A 17512-nucleotide genomic window follows, 5' to 3' on the forward strand; every position below is an offset into this window, starting at 1 on the left:
TTGATTTCATATTACTATTATATAATGCTTTTTGATTTTAGTTTAGTATAAAAATCTTAAGTAGCAAAGATTCTAAAATAACGGAATCCTTGCATTATTGTCCCAACTCTTCCTCGACCACTTCCAAGGCCCGTTCAATGACTACATGCATGTCGTAGTATTTATAATCAGCCAAACGTCCACAGAAAATGACCTTATCATTCTGTGCTGCTTCTTCTTGATAGTTAGCAAATAGGGCATTGTTTCTCTCGTCATTGATTGGATAATAAGGCTCATCTCCACCTTTCCAATCTGCTGGGTATTCACGAGTAATGACCGTTTTAGCTTGTGCTCCGTACTCAAAATGTTTATGCTCAATAATGCGAGTATAAGGAATTTCTCGTTCTGTATAGTTGACAACAGCATTTCCTTGATAGTTTTCTTCATCAAAAACTTCATGCTCAAAACGAAGACTACGGTATTCTAACTCACCATGTTTATAATCAAAGTATTGGTCAATCATCCCTGTAAAGACAACTTTTTCAGCAGAAGCTTCTAATTCTTGACGATTGGCAAAAAAGTCAAGACCAAGTTCTACTTCCACATCCTTGAGCATATTTTCAATGATAACGTTGTAACCACCAATTGGAATACCCTGGTAACGGTCATTGAAGTAGTTATTATCAAAAGTCAAACGAACTGGTAGACGTTTAATAATAAACGGTGGAAGGTCAGTAGCAGAACGTCCCCATTGCTTTTCAGTATATCCTTTAATCAATTTTTCATAAATATCTGGACCGATCAACTTGATAGCCTGCTCTTCCAAGTTTTTCGGTTCAACGTCCTTCATATGAGCCGTTTGCTCAGCAATCTTATTTTTGACTTCTTGAGGAGTTTTTGTCCCCCACATAGCATAGAAAGTATTCATATTGAAAGGTAGATTATAAAGGCTACCCTTGTAATTAGCTAGAGGCGAGTTGATATAATTGTTAAATTCAGCGAATTGATTCACATAATCCCAAACTTTTTTATTAGAAGTATGAAAGATATGGGCACCATATTTATGAACATTAACTCCTTCTACATTCTCACAGTAGATATTTCCACCAATGTGGTCACGTTTATCAATAACTTTTACTTTTTTTCCACGCTTAGTCGCCTCATAAGCAAAAATTGCTCCCGACAACCCAGCACCAACGATTAGATAGTCGTACATAGTCTCTTCCTTATCATTTATCTTCACATCTCCTTAACTATAGTAAAAGAGAGAATCTTATACTCTTCGAAAATCTCTTCAAAGCACGTCAGCGTCCATCTGCAACCTCAAAACAGTATTTTGATCTAACTTCTCAGTTACTATTTGATTTTTATTGAGTATTCGTTTCAATCTATTTTAGCACAAAACAAATCATTTCTCAGTTTTCAATAGCCGAGTGATTTAAAAAGACAAGCACCAAAACTGATGTTTGTCTTTATGATTTTCCTTGAAAAGGCTATTTCTAACTATTTAACATGTTTTTCTGCTTCTTTTTGGGCTTTTTCGATTGCTTTTTTGCTTTCTTGCTCCCATTTGGTCTTAGCTTCTTCAAACTGTTTGGTTGTCACCGTATCTTTTTGCAGTTTCATGTACTTGTAGTTATTGCCATCACCCTTGATACCAACCAATGAATAGCCTCTTGTAAATGGCGTTACTTTGGTTACAGATGCTGTGCCACCATTTGACATAGCTGACATAATCAGAGAATTGTCAATCATCCAAGCCTGTGCTTCAGCATATTTCTCATAGCGTTTGGCTACATCTTTATTTTCACGATCTGCATCTTTGAGCATCTTGGTGTAAGTATCAAGCCCCAAGCTAGCAATCTTAGCTTTATCTTCTTGAGCATCTAGTCCAAAAATCTTGAGATAGAAGCCATCCTCTGCATTGAAAGGATTGAGATAAGTTGATGGATCCTGATAATCACCCACCCAACCATCAAAGTTCAAATCATAGTCACGATCAGCTGCTGTTGGCGCTAAGAAGGCTACGTTATTAAAATCATCTGTTGAAAGTTGCTGAACGTCGATGACAATGTTATCAGCACCCAAAACTGACTCAAGGGTCTGCTTAACTGAGTTCATGCCTGTCACAGCATTTTTACTTGTCTGATCAACAGCCACATCCAAGTGAATAGGGAAAGTCACACCTTGACTTGCCAATTCTTTTTTAGCTTCCGCAAATTTTGCTTGAGCCTTTTCTTTGTTAAAATAGGCATCCTGAGCATCTGCTAAGTTTATACCTGCCCACTCTGTTCCATAGTTGACCAATTTAGAAGCAACTACTTCTCCAAAGGTCTTGTCTCCAACTTGGACAAATGTAGGAGGCACTAGGGTGTTCCGAAGGGTCTTGCTAGCTGCTTCTTCCCCATTTGACTGAGCAGAATAGGCTGTGCGGTCCAAGGCAAAGTTCACCGCTTGGCGGAAGTTCTTGTTCAAAACAGCTGTCTCAGTTGACTTCTTCTGCTCATCTGTCGTTTTAGCAGTGTGATTGTAGGCCTTACGGTTAACGTTGAAATTGAAATACCAAGAAGTCTTGTCCTGCAAGCTATAGACGATATTATCCTTATATTTTTCCTTGGTCTTAGCGAAGTTAGAACTATTTGGATAAACCCCAGCGATAGAATAAGCTCCACTTTCAAAGTTACGGATGGTCAATTCTTGGTCTGAACCATCAAAATAGGCCAATTTCACATGTTCAATTGATACTTTGTCATGATCATAGTAATGCGGATTTTTCACATACTCGATTGATGATTTTGATGTGAAATCTTTTAACAAATAAGGTCCGCTGTAGAGAATACTATCTGGAGATAGGGTACCAAAATCTTTCCCTTTTGAGTTTAAAAACTCTTCGTTTACTGGGAAAAGAATACTGTTGGTTGTTTTTGAGTTCCAGTAAGGTTCTGGCCGTGACAAAGTATACTCAACAGTCTGGTCGTCAATGGCCTTCACCCCAACCTTAGAAAAGTCAGAATCCGCTCCTGTAATATAATCAGTCAAGCCCTTAATCGAGTTTTGAATCAAGTCAATGGCCTGTGATTTATTATCCACTGCGTACTTGATACCTGTCACAAAATCTTGTGCCTTAACTGGGGCGTACTCTTCACCGTCAGCCGTGAACCATTTGGCACTTTTCTCAATTTGTAAGTATAAGTCAGACCGCCGCTTGAAACAGACCAGTCCTCTGCTAAAGACGGAACTAGATTTCCGTAATTGTCATTTTCAAGCAGACCATCAACTAGGTTGGTAATGATGGCTGTATTATCAGCGTAGTAGTCTAACAAGTAGTTAAATGCAGTTGGATTTCCACTAAAGGTTGATGAGTAAGTTTTTGTATCTGAACCTGATTGTCCGCAAGCAGCTAAAAGCAAGGCAAATGCAAAAGTCAGGCCTGCACTAAGGACACTCTTTTTTGTATTCATCTCCCTTCTACTTTATGTTAGTTTTTGTAACATAGGTTTGTTTTACCAAAATAGTGGAAATTTGTAAAGTTAATTGAATTTCGAGAATGAAAGTTTATAAACCTTGGTTATAAAAAACAAAGGATTTCTGCCTTTTCATACAGTCTTCCCTTGTTTTTATGCGATTTTAATTTTAAATTTTTCTGTAAAAAATATTTATAGTAATTCCACACAGAAAGCATCCCATGGAGCTAAGATTTGTTTTTCAAAGACTTCTTGAGCTAGGGTGTTTTCAATCAAGACCGATTTGACGTTTCCTTCTACTGCCAAGTCTTGCTCTTCATTGGACAAGTTAGCCACAACTAGGAAACGACGGTCGCCATCTTTACGGATATAGGCAAAGACCTTGTCAGCCGTGTCAAGCAATTCAAAGTCAGCTCGAATCAGCCAACTGTTTTCCTTACGAATTTGAACCAACTTCTGATAGGTATAGAAAATAGAATCTGGATTTGCCAGCGCTTCTTGAACGTTGATTTCTTCGTAGTTTGGATTAACTGCCAACCAAGGTTGACCTGTTGAGAAACCAGCGTTTTGGCTCTCATCCCATTGCATTGGGGTACGGGCATTGTCACGTCCAATTACACGGATACTGTCCATAATTTCTTGCATCGGAACGCCTTTTTCAAGAGCCTCACGTGCATAGTTAAGGGATTCAATATCTTCTACTTGATCCAGCGTTTCAAAGGGATAGTTGGTCATCCCAATCTCCTCACCTTGGTAGATATAAGGAGTTCCTCTCATAATATGAAGCAAGATTGCAAAGGCTTTGGCAGATTTTTCGCGGTATTCTTGGTCATTTCCCCAGATTGAGACAATACGAGGGAGGTCATGGTTGTTCCAGAAGAGGGAATTCCAGCCGTCCTCAACTCCTAACTCTGTCTGCCATTTGTTGAAGATTTCTTTTAACTTAGCGATATTCAGCTCTTTTTGATAGTGCCATTTAGGCTGACCTTCCTGATACTGAAGACCGATATGTTCAAAATGGAAGACCATAGACAATTCTTGCCCCTTTGGGTCAGAGTAGAGCTTGGCAATCTCTGGCGTTGCTCCCCAGGTTTCCCCTACTGTCAAGAGATTCTTAGCTCCAAAGGTGGCCTGATTCATTTCCTTGAGATAGGGGTGAAGCATAGGACCATTATTGACTACTTTCTCGTCAGGAATTTTCCCAATCATATCAATAACATCCATCCGGAAACCACCAATACCTTTATCAATCCAGAAGTTCATCATCTCATAAATTTTCTGGCGAAGTTTTTCATTCTCCCAGTTGAGATCAGGCTGTTTCTTACTGAAAAAGTGGAGATAGTATTGACCTGACTTTTCATCGTATTCCCAAGCAGACCCACTAAAGATAGAATCTAGGTCATTGGGTTCATCGCGCCAGATATAGTAGTCTCGCTCAGGGCTATTAGGATTTTCACAGGCCTCTACAAACCAAGCATGTTCATCCGAGGTATGATTGACCACCAAGTCCATGATGATACGAATATCACGCTTCTTAGCTTCCGCAATCAGTTGATCCATGTCCTCCATAGTTCCGAAAATAGCTGCAATCGCTTGATAATCAGCAATATCATATCCATTATCATCCATAGGACTGTCATAAACGGGAGAAAGCCAAATCGCTGTAATCCCTAGCTTGGCTAGATAGTCTAACTTACTGGTAATTCCTGGCAAATCGCCAATTCCATCTCCGTTGCTGTCCATGAAACTCTTTGGATAAACTTGATAGACTACGGCATTGTGCCACCATTTTTCTTGCATCTTCTTACCTCATTATTTTAATAATCTATAGTCTATGATAGCGCTTTTTGAATTTTTGTGCAAGCCTTCGCCTAATCTTTTTGATTCCTTTTTTAACTCCATAGTTTCCTAACTTCCAATTTTTTATTATAATAGAGGTCAGAGGTAAAGTTTGAAAAAAATAAAAGTTAGTTGATTGCTTATTTATCCTAATTTTGGGCACACTAAAAAGAGGTTTTGACACCTAAATTTTAAAATTAAAGCACGTTGAATCCGTGCTGTTGTGCAAAACGAACGGCATCTTGGACAGACATTGTCTTATCAGGATTTCTTATTTCTGCAAGACCTTGTAATCTTGGATTATAACTCTCCTGTTTTAGAAGTACATGGTAGATGGCAACCAATAATCTGCGACAAATAGCGATGATAGCTTTTCGATGCCCCCGTCGTTTCTTGAGTTTGAGATATTTATTTCGTAGTTCAGGGTGCTTCTCTGATTTAACCACGGCATTAGCTATTTGAACAAGAAAAGGTTTGAGATAGTGACCGCCTTTCGAAATACGAGTAGAGAACTTCTTTCCTGCACTTTCATTGTTGGCAGGAACTAATCCGCCCCAAGAACAAAGTTTACCTGCAGTACTAAAGACAGTCATATCAGCTCCGATTTCAGAGAGTATTCTGAGAGCAGATAGCTCCTCTTTGAAACCAGGCACGGTTTGGATCAGTTTAACCTGTTCTTGGTATTCTTGACCGAGCTTCCGAATCATGGTTTCTAAATCTTCTTTACAGACGGCCAGAGCATCATAGTGTTCCTTGATGATTCTGATTTTCTCAGCTTGTTCAGGTGTTACCTCCTCCTCGATAGCGATTTTCAAGTCCTGCACCTTATCCTTCATTCTCTTATGAACCAACTGTTCAATGTTTGGTTTGTCCTCTGGATTGTCAAGGATGCTCTGAATAATAGCCTGAGCACTTTTTCCGAACACGTCGGAAACGACACTTGCAATCTGAAGATTAGACCAAGTTATACTCTTCGAAAATCAAATTCAAACCGCGTCAACGTCGCCTTGCCGTACTCAAGTACAGCCTGCGGCTAGTTTCCTAGTTTGCTCTTTGATTTTCATTGAGTATTAGACAGTTCTGGTAACGATTTTTCTCGCTGACTTGAAGTTGTGTTAATTTCATGCGATAGCGAAAAAAGTCTCGGAGTTGTCTAATTTTAAGAGGTGGGATAAAGCTAGAAGCAACTAAATCATGCTTGAAGAGGTCGGCTATCCACTGCGCATCTTTCTTGTCGGTCTTCTTTCCTCTGATAGCCTTGACATACTTGGGGTGAGCCAAGCAAATCTTGCAGGATTTTTCAAGGATATTGAAGACAGGAATCCAATATTTACCGGTAGATTCCATACAGACATCAAAGCAAGAATAGTATTCTAGCCAGTCTCGTAGCTGTACTAACCCATTTGTTAAAGTTGAGAAACGTTTACGATGGTAGCTTGTGAGTCCTTGCTTGTCAGTGATGGCAATAACTGCTACAACAAAGGTTTTATGCACATCAATGCCACAACAATTAGGATAAATAATTTTTAACATGAGGGGTCTCCCTTCACCAAATTTGAGTCTGCCTATCCCTTGACTATCCTTTCCTTTCACAAACGAGTCGCTTATTCAATTATAAGTTTACATGCTCCTAGTCACAGTTCTTGTGCTTGAGGGAAAGAATGACACCTATAAAAATGCGAGGTAGTGGCTGTACCACTCACTTATTCACCTCCCCGTGATTTGTAGTAGTGATAGGCTTTCTCACTATTATTATAAAACAAAATAAAGAGCACAACACTTTTTCATTCTGTCTTGTGCCTTGAGTGAAACGAAAGGAATGAATTATAAAAATGAAAAAACAAGCTTTTAGTTCTGAACAATATTTGAATCTACAGCGCGACCACATTTTGGAGCGCATTAATCAATTTGACGGTAAACTCTACTTGGAGTTTGGTGGCAAAATGTTAGAAGACTTCCACGCTGCTCGTGTCCTTCCTGGTTATGAGCCTGACAATAAAATCAAGCTCTTGCAAGAATTGAAAGAGCAGGTTGAGGTCGTGATTGCTATTAATGCAAGTAATATCGAGCATTCCAAAGCACGTGGCGACTTAGGCATTTCTTATGACCAAGAAGTCCTTCGCTTGATTGACAAATTCAATGAACTGGGAATTTTTGTCGGCTCAGTGGTCATCACACAGTACGCTGGCCAACCAGCTGCAGATGTCTTCCGCAACCAACTCGAGAAAAACGGAATTGATTCTTATCTTCATTATCCAATCAAAGGATATCCAACAGATATGGATCACATCATTTCTCCAGAAGGTATGGGGAAAAACGACTACATCAAAACCAGTCGCAACCTGATTGTCGTAACCGCTCCTGGACCTGGTTCTGGAAAATTGGCAACTTGCATGTCCAATATGTATCACGACCAAATCAATGGTATCAAGTCTGGTTACGCTAAATTTGAAACCTTCCCAGTCTGGAATCTGCCCCTTCATCACCCAGTCAATTTGGCTTACGAGGCTGCCACAGCTGACCTTGATGATGTCAACATGATTGACCCTTTCCATCTCCAAACCCACGGAGAAACTACTGTCAACTACAACCGTGATATCGAAATCTTCCCAGTGCTCAAGCGCATGTTAGAACGTATCCTCGGTAAATCTCCATACGCTTCTCCGACAGATATGGGTGTCAACATGGTTGGTTTTGCTATTACTGATGACGAGGCTGCTATCGAAGCCTCTAAACAAGAAATCATCCGTCGCTACTATCAGACTGTTCTTGATTTCAAAGCCGAAAAAGTGGGCGAATCTGCTGTCAAGAAAATTGAGTTGCTTATGAACGACCTCGGCATCACACCTGCAGACCGTAAGGTTGCTGTCGTTGCGCGTCAAAAAGCAGAAGAAACTGGCGGACCAGCCCTAGCCCTTGAATTGCCAACTGGGGAAATTGTCACTGGTAAGAACTCAGAACTCTTTGGTCCTACAGCCGCTGCTCTTATCAACGCCATCAAGAAATCAGCTGACATTGCTAAAGAAGTAAAACTAATTGAACCTGAAGTTGTCAAACCGATTCAAGGTCTTAAAATCGATCATCTAGGTAGTCGCAATCCACGCCTTCATTCAAATGAAATTTTGATTGCACTTGCCATCACAGCTACAGAAAATCCTGATGCCGCTCGTGCTATGGAAGAACTTGGCAACCTCAAAGGAAGCGAAGCCCACTCTACCATCATCTTGACCGATGAAGACAAGAATGTCCTTCGCAAATTGGGTATCAATGTAACCTTTGACCCTTACTACCAATACGACCGCTTGTATCGTAAGTAACGATTTGAACCTCTCCACCCTCGGAGAGGTTTTCTCTCTGTCTCAGGAGCAACCTTTATGATATAATGATAGGAGAAAACTGAAAGGATTTACCATGTCAAAAGAAGTTATTATTGAAAGTTTTGAACTTGACCACACCATTGTTAAAGCACCTTATGTTCGCTTGATCGGGGAAGAAACAGGACCAAAGGGAGATGTCATCTCCAATTATGATATTCGTTTAGTGCAACCCAATGAAGACTCGATCCCTACTGCTGGCCTTCACACTATCGAGCACCTCTTGGCCAAACTCATCCGTACCCGCATCGACGGCATGATTGACTGTTCACCATTTGGTTGCCGTACAGGCTTCCATATGATTATGTGGGGACGTTATACCAGCGCTGAAATTGCGGCTGTTATCAAGGATTCGCTCAAAGAAATCGCTGAGACTACTACTTGGGAAGATGTCCCTGGAACAACCATCGAATCTTGCGGTAACTACAAGGATCACAGCCTCTTTTCTGCTAAAGAATGGGCAAAACTCATCTTGGAGCAAGGAATTTCAGATGATGCCTTTGAACGCCATGTGATTTAAACACAAAAAGGAACCAGTTTTTCAGCTGGCTCCTTCTTTTTTATGCTCAAAATTCTGTCTTAGGCTTTTTCACGAATGACCAAAACACCATCTTCCATGTCAGCTTCTAGGTGTTTAGCATCAAGGTTATCCAAGTGGAAGTCCGTGACTTTGTCACGGATTTGTTGTTCAACCACACGACGGAGTGGACGAACACCCATGACTTCATCGTAGCCTTCCTCAGTCATGTATTCTTTAGCAGCTTCGCTCACTGCCAAGTCAATGTCTTTCTTAGAAAGCGTCTTGTTAACTTCAACCAACATAAGGTCTACAATCTTAGAAAGATCTTCTTTGCTCAAGTGTGAGAATTCGATGACAGCATTGAAACGGTTAAGGAATTCTGGACGGAAGTAAGGTTTCAAACGATCCATCAATTCTGGTTTATCCGCATCTTCTGTCAAGTTGGCTTCATAGCCAAATCCAGCATTTGAGGTCGCAATAATGACAGTGTTCTTGAAGTTTACTGTATTTCCTTGACCATCTGTCAAACGACCATCATCTAGAACTTGGAGGAGAAGGGTAATAACTTGAGGGTCAGCCTTTTCAATTTCATCCAAGAGAATGATAGAGTATGGATTGCGACGAACACGTTCTGTTAAGGTATTGCTATTGTCATCATAACCCACATAGCCTGCTGTTGTACCAATTAGCTTAGAAACAGCTGTACGGTCACTGTATTCAGACATATCCAAACGGATAATCGCATCCTGGGTTCCAAACATATCGAGTGCCAATTGCTTAGCAAGCTCCGTCTTACCAACCCCAGTAGACCCTACAAAGAGGAAGCTGCCGATTGGGCGATTTCCTTCATCAAAACCAGCACGGTTACGACGGATAGCACGAGCTACAGCTTCTACGGCCTTATCTTGACCAATCACCTTGTCTTGCAAGCGATGGGCCATATCTTTCAAACGTTCGATATCTGAAGCTCCCATTTGCGATACTGGGATACCTGTCATTCGTTCCACAGATTCAGCCACATCATTGACACTTGCAGTCACTTTCATATCTTCTGTGTGGTTTTCGATTTTCTTTTCCAATTCTGCAATGCGTGTTTTATAGTTTAGAGCTGCTTCAAAATCTTCTGCTTCAACTGCTTTTTCTTGCTTGTCTTTTTCCGTTTCGATTTCACGTTCAACAGCATGAACATCTGTTACTGGATGCTGAGCTGCCAAGTGAGCCGCCGTTACATCGACAAGGTCGATAGCCTTATCTGGCAAGCTACGTTGAGGAATGTATTGAACAGAATAATCCACCGCTGCTTTCAAAACTTCGTCTGGCAAGATGACATTGTGGTGTTGCTGATAGAGGTCACGAATTCCTTGAAGAATTTTATATGTATCCTCTGCTGAAGGAGCATTGACCTTGACTTCGTTGAACCGACGAGCAAGAGCTGCATTCTTCAAGATAGTGTTACGGTATTCATCTTGAGTCGTTGCCCCAATCACTGTCAATTCTCCACGAGAGAGAGCTGGCTTAAGAATGTCTGCAAGCCCTTTAGAACCACTGTCTCCACCAGTGCTACCTGCACCGAGGATTTGGTGAATTTCATCAAAGAAGAGAATAATATTCCCTGCTTCTTTCACTTCATTGACTAAGTTTTGGACATTTTCTTCAAAGCTACCACGGTATTGAGTACCAGCCTCAAGACCTGAGATATCAATAGAAATAATTTCCTTGTTCTTGATAGCAGCAGGAACATCTCCGTTCACAATGGCTTGCGCTAGACCTTCGACAACTGCTGTCTTACCAACACCTGCATCTCCGACCAAAACAGGATTGTTCTTGGTGCGGCGTGAGAGGATTTCAGATGTTTCTTGAATTTCCTTGTTTCGTCCGATAACAGGATCCAACTTGCCCTCACGCGCTTCTGCTGTCAAGTTTCGACCTAGTTTTGCAAGGACACCGTCTTGTTTCATACCTGATGCCTGTTGTGACATTTGCACATCAGTTTCTGCATTTCCTGGTAATTGACCAGTCGTACGATAGTGAGCAAATTCCTCAGGTGTGACTTCGCGCCCATTAATTAAGTAACGGCGATTTTCAGAACTGTATCCTCGCATACCACCCATCAATTGGTTAAATAAATCATCCATGTTATTAAAATTATTAAAGTTGTTATTCATATTCTTTACCTCTTTTTGTTTACAAAGTTATGATTACTGATATTGACTATCTTTGACCATTGTTTTAAAAAATTTAGACTAGCTAGATCGCTACCCTACGTACTATTTCTGGTTTTTCTTTTTCAAGCAGGAGTAGACTATCTTTACTTCTGAAGATTTCTAGATGAAACATAGACCCACCTCTTTCTATTTTACTTTAAATAAGTGTTCTAGTAAGGCTTTCATTTACCTTACGTTCATAATATACTACATTGGTCAGAAAAGGTCAAGAGTTTTGACTTTAATTGACCAATATTTTTTAAAAAGCAAAAACACCCTGAAACATCAGGGTGCTATTCTTATACCAAATACAAAATTGCTAGGGTCAAAAGACTTGCTAGAAGTCCCACTCCCCAAAAGAAGAAGTCAACCTTCCACTCGCTCCAAGGATTTCCTTTACCAGACAATCCCCCAAGCTCAAAATGGTGATGTACAGGCGTCATACGGAAAATACGTTTGCCACCTGTCAGTTTGAAATAGCCGACTTGCATCATGACTGAGGTTGTTTCAAAAACATAAACAATTCCGATAATCAAGAGAGTCCATTCTTGGTGGAGAGCCATTGAAATAGCTGCCAGCATTCCACCGAGAGCCAAACTTCCCACATCTCCCATAAAGACCTTAGCAGGCTTATGGTTAAAGACGAAGAAACCGAGCAAACCACCAATCATAGCGAGAATCACCAGAAGAATATCCATCTGACCTTGTACATAGGCAATAACTCCATAGGCAGACAAGCTAATCACCACTGAAATACTAGCCAGACCGTCAATGCCATCTGTCAAGTTCACTGCATTTGAAAAACCGACTAGCCAGAAAAGAGCGAAGAAAATATAGAAAAATCCCAAATGAACTGGATAACCAAATACAGACAGGATATCGCCCCCACGCTCATAGAAAAGATAGAAGATAACTCCACCTAGAAGCTGAAGAGCCAATTTTTGCTTGGGATTTAGCCCCTCATTGATCTTACGAAAGACCTTAAGGAAGTCATCTAAAAATCCGACCAAGCCATACAAGACCAAGATAAACAAAATCATTCCTACATTATTGCTGAATTGGCTACTAAATAGGGCAAAAAAGAAAGCAACCAAAACAGAAGTAATTAAGAAAACCAAACCTCCCATTGTAGGAGTCCCAGCTTTTGCCTGATGCTGTTTGACATCCTCATGCATCTGCTGGCCTGTAATTTGCGCCTTTCTATAAAATTGGATAAAGGCTGGAATTCCTACTAAAGTTAGTAAAAATGTCACAATTCCAGCACTGATGGAAATAAACATATTAGTCTCCTAAAGTTAATGTAATTTTTTTAATGTCCTTGATAGCTGTGTTAGCACGAACATCTTGCTTCTGCACAGTAGAGCCCGAACCTTCAAATTCAAGTTCTATATTGAGCCACTTAGCAAAGGTCTCAGCAGTCGCTTTTGTCCAACCATACATGTCTGGAACTTCCTCTGCTTTATCAGATAAGATTAGGACTTGCTGATTCGGGGCAAGATTCTTCCCTTCTTCAGCAGAACTGTTTTTAATCTTCGTCCCTGTTCCTACAACGATGGGTTGTACAAGATTGCGACGCAATTCTTCTGCTAAATCACCAGGTGAAATATCCTTGACACTAGGCATAGGATAAGGACTTTGTTGACTTACTTGCTCCAAAGCTTTAGCTGTTGTTTGAAGATTGAGAGAGTCTTTCATAGCTGAAGCCCGCTCCAAGATAGGATTAGCAAATTCTCCCAACTGAATACCTGAATAATGTTCAGGTTGTTGGACCGTCACATACAAGATAAAATCAGGATTTTCAGCCGGATTCATCGATACAGCCGAGAAGATATAGTTGGTTAACCCAACTAGATAACCACCATTTTTCTCGTCAGCAATCTGAGCCGTACCAGACTTGAGGGCTACATTTTGCCCAGGAACAGTTACAGTTGGTTTGCCTGTACTGTGGTTATACATGGTTCCATAAACCGAATCCGTCCCTACCAAAATCATGTTAGTCCGAGTTAAACTAGCTGCATCTTTAGAAACAGGATTTCCCACAATTTCTTTTTGAGATTTCCGAGCAGTTTGATCATTTGGATCATAAATGGCACTAATAAATTTAGGCTCCAGCATGACACCGTCATTAGCAATAGCTGTAAAGGCACGAAGCATTTGCGTCTGGGTCACTGAAATCCCTTGTCCAAATGAGCTTTGCGCAATGTTGACAATATTATCCGCAGGAAGTTGCCCAGCATACTCATCCGTCAAACCGAAACGGGTCGGAACACCAAATTTAAAACGATTAAGATAATCAAGCCAGGTAGCATCTCCCATCTTTTGCTCAAGGAGGGTCATCCCAACGTTACTTGAGTGTGCAAAACCTTGAGAAAAAGTCATCATTCTGCCACCAGTCAATCCTTCATTAACGTCCCAATCTCGAATCGTGGCATCTGCAATTTTTAACTCACTACTATTAAAGACTTCTCCCCCTGGAAAGGTATTATTATCAATAGCAGCAGCCAACATCATCACTTTCATAGTGGAACCTGGCTCATAGTTACTTTGATAAAGGATATCACGCCAAACAAAGTCCTCTGTAATGCCTTCTTTTGTATCTGCATCAAAGGTCGGTCGTTGCGTTGTTGCCAGAATTTCCCCTGTTTTAGCACTGACCAAAGTTGCTGTCATGTACTTTCCTTTTACCTTCTCTTGAAAAGCATCCATCTGGGTTTCCATAAAGGACTGGAGGGGGCTGGAAATGGTTGTATAAACATCCTTACCGTCCACCGTTTGTTGGGAAACTTGTTCTGTTCCGGGTATAATATTGCCCAGACGATCCTTTTCATAGGTAATAATGCCGTCTGTCCCTGCAAGAATACTGTTCAAGGAACTCTCCATTCCAGAGGTTCCCAGCAAACTCTTACTTCCATCTTCATTTTCATGTAGCTGAGCTAGTCCGATAAAACTAGAAGCAAATTGTCCGTTTGGGTAACTACGATTGGGACTGGTTGTAAAATCAATCCCCTTGACCTCTGCAGTTTCCAACTCTTTTTTGATAGACATCATATTGGCATAGGTAATCCCATTCCCCTTTGCTCCAAAGGAAACTTGTTTGAGATTAGGTTGCGAGAGTTGCTCTCTTACATAGGATTCTTCCATGTCCAGATACTTATGAAAGACCTCTGCAACCTTGTTAAATTGTGTTTTTTCTACGTAAAGAATCTTACCCGTTGCTGACTTATAGTTCTCATCAATGACCGCATAGACATTATAGGAGGTTGCATCCTCAGCAATCGGGACTCCATTTCGGTCATAAATAGTCCCACGTTTGGCAGGAACTGTACGGGTGGTTTGATGAACCTTCTTAGCTTCCTTCGCTAAATCTGTTCCAAAGCGAGTGCCCGTCCCAATAATGACCGCAAAATTGACTAAAAAAACGGCAAAAACAAAGACAGATAATAAACTCAGACTTTTTCCAACTCTGCGTCTGTTTTCAGCCGGCGATTTCCGATTTTTGGTCGCATAACGGATTACTCTTTTTGTCCACTTCATATCTTACTCCGCTATTCGAATATTTTCATTGTTTAATTGCAAATCGTGTGAATTAGCAATTTCTTTCAAACGTTCTGCACGTAATAGTTCATTGACCTCTTGCTTGGCATCGTCCAATTCGGTCTTCTTTTCCTCTATCTGCGCATTGATTTTTGTCAAATCATTCTGCACTTGCAAGAGCTTGGTCTGCATAAAAATAATACTAATGGCTACAATAAGAGTGGTTACAGCAATGGAAAAGTAAAAAGCTTTTTCCACACGCGAAAACCGTTTAAGTTGCATCTGTAGTATTTGACCTGTTTTTTCCATTCTTTCTGCCATCTTTTTTCCTCTTACTTGTGAATTTTTCTGGCCACGCGCAACTTGGCTGAGTGCGAGCGGTTATTGGCTTCTAATTCTTCTGCACTTGGCAAGATTGGCTTACGGGACACCAATTCCATCTTGGGCTTGAGATCATCTGGGATGAAAGGCAAACCTTTGGGAACTTCAACCGTTGAAGCTTCCTTGAACAACTGCTTGGTCAAGCGGTCTTCTAAGGAATGAAAGGTAATCACTGAAATCCTACCATCCAGAGCCAACATATCCATAGACTGCTGGATGGACTCATCTGCCGCTCCCAGTTCATCATTGACTTCAATTCGAATAGCCTGGAAAATCTGCTTAGCAGGATGGCCCTTCTTCTTGAGTTCCTTGGCAGGTTTGGCCGACTTGATAATTTCTGCCAATTCAGTCGTAGTCTCGATTGGCTTAACTTCACGTGCTTGTTCAATCTTACGCGCAATCTGTTTAGAGAATTTGTCCTCTCCATACTTGAAGAAAATACGAACCAAGTCATGATAGTCATAGTGGTTCACCACTTCATAGGCTGTCAGGCTAGCATCCTGATTCATCCGCATGTCCAGTGGCGCATCCTTTTTATAAGAAAAACCACGCTCACGCTGGTCCAATTGAGGACTAGACACTCCCAAGTCATAACAAATTCCATCAATTTCCTGAACACCAGCTTCGCGCAAACGTGCCTGTAAATGACGGAAGTTATCCTTGATAAAGGTCACCATTCCCTTCTCAATGTAAGGTGCCAAGCGTTTTTGCGCATTGTCAATGGCATTCTGGTCCTGGTCAAAGGCATAGAGATGGCCTTTTTCACTTAATTTACTTAATAAATACTCGCTATGGCCTGCTCCACCCAAAGTCGCATCAACGTAGATACCGTCGGGCTTTACGTCAAGCATATCAATCGTTTCGTGGAGTAAGACCGTTACATGATGAAATTCTTTTGTCATATCTTATCTATTTTACCACAAATCCGACCAGCTTGCACTAGTCAGACAAATCAGACAAGGAGGCCAAATTTCAAGTTCAAGTTAGCCATGAAGAAGTCTTCTCTGGGTGATTTGTAGTTCAAGCATTTTTTAGGATAGTTATTAATCCAATTTTAGATGAATGTGACTTCTTTGGGAGTCGTTTCCTTAGTTCCCTTAGGTAACCATCTACGAATGAGGCTGTTGTGATTCTCATCAGTTCCCCTTTCCCAAGAGGCATAGGGGTGCGCATAATAGATATGTTCCTCAGAAAATACATCAGACAAGCGGTTAAATTCTGTACCATTATCTGCCGTGATGGAAAGAATTTGATGTTGTTTTAAGATGAGTTTTAAAGCCTGATTGACCGCCTCAGCACTTTTATTTGGAATCAATCGGATAATTTGATGCCTAGTCCTTCGATCAGTTAAGACCAGTAAACAATAATTTTTCACCCTTGTAAGCAGAACCGTATCAATCTCATAATGCCCATTCTCCAATCGCAGATTGATAGCTTCAGGACGCTGTTCGATAGATTGACCAGGGGGTTTAAAATTGGTGCTAGCTTGTTTCTTAAGCGCTTTTCCTTTTCTAGGATAGAGCAGATCCTGTTTTGACAATCCTAATTTTCCATGATGGATCCAGTAGTAGATGGTAGAAATTCCCACGTTAACGCCCTTAGCCTTGACCATCATTTCAGGCGAAAATTTTTGGTTATGATAGTGGAGAATCTTTTCCTTTAGTTCCTTGGTCAATCTTGATTTCTTGACCGAGCGCTTGCGATTATTTTCATAAGCCTGTTGAGCATAGTCAGCAGAATAAACCTCTTTAAAGCGTCCTTTTCCAAGACATTGTCGGACTGTCCCACGCTTGATTTCAGTATGGATAGTTTGAGGAGCTTTTCCAAGTAAAGAGGCGATTTCTCTATTTGATTTCCCTTCCTTTTTTCATCGTTCGATTAAGCGACGGCTATCGATTGTCAAATGTTTGGCTTTTGTAGTATAATGGTTTTGCATCTCTGTGCCTTTCTTGTGTTTGTGATTGAACAACAAGTATAACACAGAGGTGTTTTCTTATGCCTAGAAGAGCTTTCATTTGACAAGAGGAACCCTTGAAGCAGTTTTGTCAGCCTAACAGCATCAAGCCTCTTATCAAATGAAATCGAGTACTAGCTATAAGCTAGTTAAACCATCTAATTTTTAGGAGGGCTGGATGGCTAACTTCATTATAGAACTTTCAAAAAAATTAATTAAAAAAATTAATTAAAAAAATTAATTAAAAAAAGTTTAAAAAAGTA

At 40.6% G+C, this 17512-nt stretch carries 9 protein-coding genes and 4 pseudogenes; 2 read left to right on the forward strand and 11 right to left on the reverse strand.

Annotation, left to right across the window (positions count from 1 at the left end; all coding sequences use genetic code 11):
* Nucleotides 1–94 precede the first annotated feature (94 nt).
* The 5 genes and pseudogenes from glf to HT703_RS00225 all read right to left on the reverse strand — a co-directional run.
* Nucleotides 95–1195 carry a UDP-galactopyranose mutase gene (glf, locus tag HT703_RS00205; RefSeq protein ID WP_054393156.1) on the reverse strand — a complete coding sequence of 367 codons (1101 nt, stop codon included), beginning with the start codon at nucleotides 1193–1195 and terminating at the stop codon, nucleotides 95–97.
* Nucleotides 1196–1482: 287 nt separating this feature from the next.
* A pseudogene (locus tag HT703_RS00210) lies at nucleotides 1483–3440 on the reverse strand (peptide ABC transporter substrate-binding protein).
* A gap of 195 nt (nucleotides 3441–3635) precedes the next feature.
* Nucleotides 3636–5243: an alpha-glucosidase gene (locus HT703_RS00215; protein WP_054393158.1), complete on the reverse strand. Its 1608-nt coding sequence runs from the start codon at nucleotides 5241–5243 to the stop codon at nucleotides 3636–3638.
* Nucleotides 5244–5479: 236 nt separating this feature from the next.
* A pseudogene (locus HT703_RS00220) lies at nucleotides 5480–6250 on the reverse strand (transposase); the annotation flags it as partial.
* Nucleotides 6251–6353: 103 nt separating this feature from the next.
* Nucleotides 6354–6815 (reverse strand): annotated as a pseudogene (locus HT703_RS00225) (transposase); the annotation flags it as partial.
* Between the two features lie 299 nt (nucleotides 6816–7114).
* Between HT703_RS00225 and HT703_RS00230 the strand changes: the two are divergent.
* Nucleotides 7115–8599 (forward strand): DUF1846 domain-containing protein, encoded by a 1485-nt coding sequence (locus tag HT703_RS00230; protein WP_172929804.1) that lies wholly within the window; start codon nucleotides 7115–7117, stop codon nucleotides 8597–8599.
* 94 nt (nucleotides 8600–8693) lie between these two features.
* A complete protein-coding gene (locus HT703_RS00235; RefSeq protein ID WP_023939166.1) occupies nucleotides 8694–9176 on the forward strand; it encodes an S-ribosylhomocysteine lyase in 483 nt (160 codons plus the stop codon).
* A 59-nt stretch (nucleotides 9177–9235) separates the two neighbouring features.
* Here HT703_RS00235 and HT703_RS00240 read toward each other — a convergent pair whose 3' ends face one another.
* The 6 genes and pseudogenes from HT703_RS00240 to HT703_RS00265 all read right to left on the reverse strand — a co-directional run bounded on the left by HT703_RS00240 (nucleotide 9236) and on the right by HT703_RS00265 (nucleotide 17231).
* On the reverse strand, nucleotides 9236–11341 hold the full coding sequence (locus HT703_RS00240; RefSeq protein WP_054393160.1) for an ATP-dependent Clp protease ATP-binding subunit: 2106 nt from the start codon (nucleotides 11339–11341) through the stop codon (nucleotides 9236–9238).
* Nucleotides 11342–11679: 338 nt separating this feature from the next.
* On the reverse strand, nucleotides 11680–12660 hold the full coding sequence (gene mraY / locus HT703_RS00245) for a phospho-N-acetylmuramoyl-pentapeptide-transferase (RefSeq protein ID WP_054393161.1): 981 nt from the start codon (nucleotides 12658–12660) through the stop codon (nucleotides 11680–11682).
* Nucleotide 12661: 1 nt separating this feature from the next.
* Nucleotides 12662–14914: a penicillin-binding protein 2X gene (pbp2X, locus tag HT703_RS00250; protein ID WP_054393162.1), complete on the reverse strand. Its 2253-nt coding sequence runs from the start codon at nucleotides 14912–14914 to the stop codon at nucleotides 12662–12664.
* Between the two features lie 3 nt (nucleotides 14915–14917).
* On the reverse strand, nucleotides 14918–15235 hold the full coding sequence (ftsL, locus tag HT703_RS00255; RefSeq protein ID WP_000840840.1) for a cell division protein FtsL: 318 nt from the start codon (nucleotides 15233–15235) through the stop codon (nucleotides 14918–14920).
* An 11-nt stretch (nucleotides 15236–15246) separates the two neighbouring features.
* Entirely contained in the window at nucleotides 15247–16197 is a 951-nt protein-coding gene (rsmH, locus tag HT703_RS00260; protein WP_054393163.1) for a 16S rRNA (cytosine(1402)-N(4))-methyltransferase RsmH, read from the reverse strand.
* Nucleotides 16198–16247: 50 nt separating this feature from the next.
* A pseudogene (locus HT703_RS00265) lies at nucleotides 16248–17231 on the reverse strand (IS30 family transposase).
* Nucleotides 17232–17512: the final 281 nt, after the last annotated feature.

This window comes from Streptococcus sp. 3874, from assembly GCF_013276425.1.
Classification (GTDB): Bacteria; Bacillota; Bacilli; order Lactobacillales; family Streptococcaceae; genus Streptococcus; species Streptococcus pseudopneumoniae.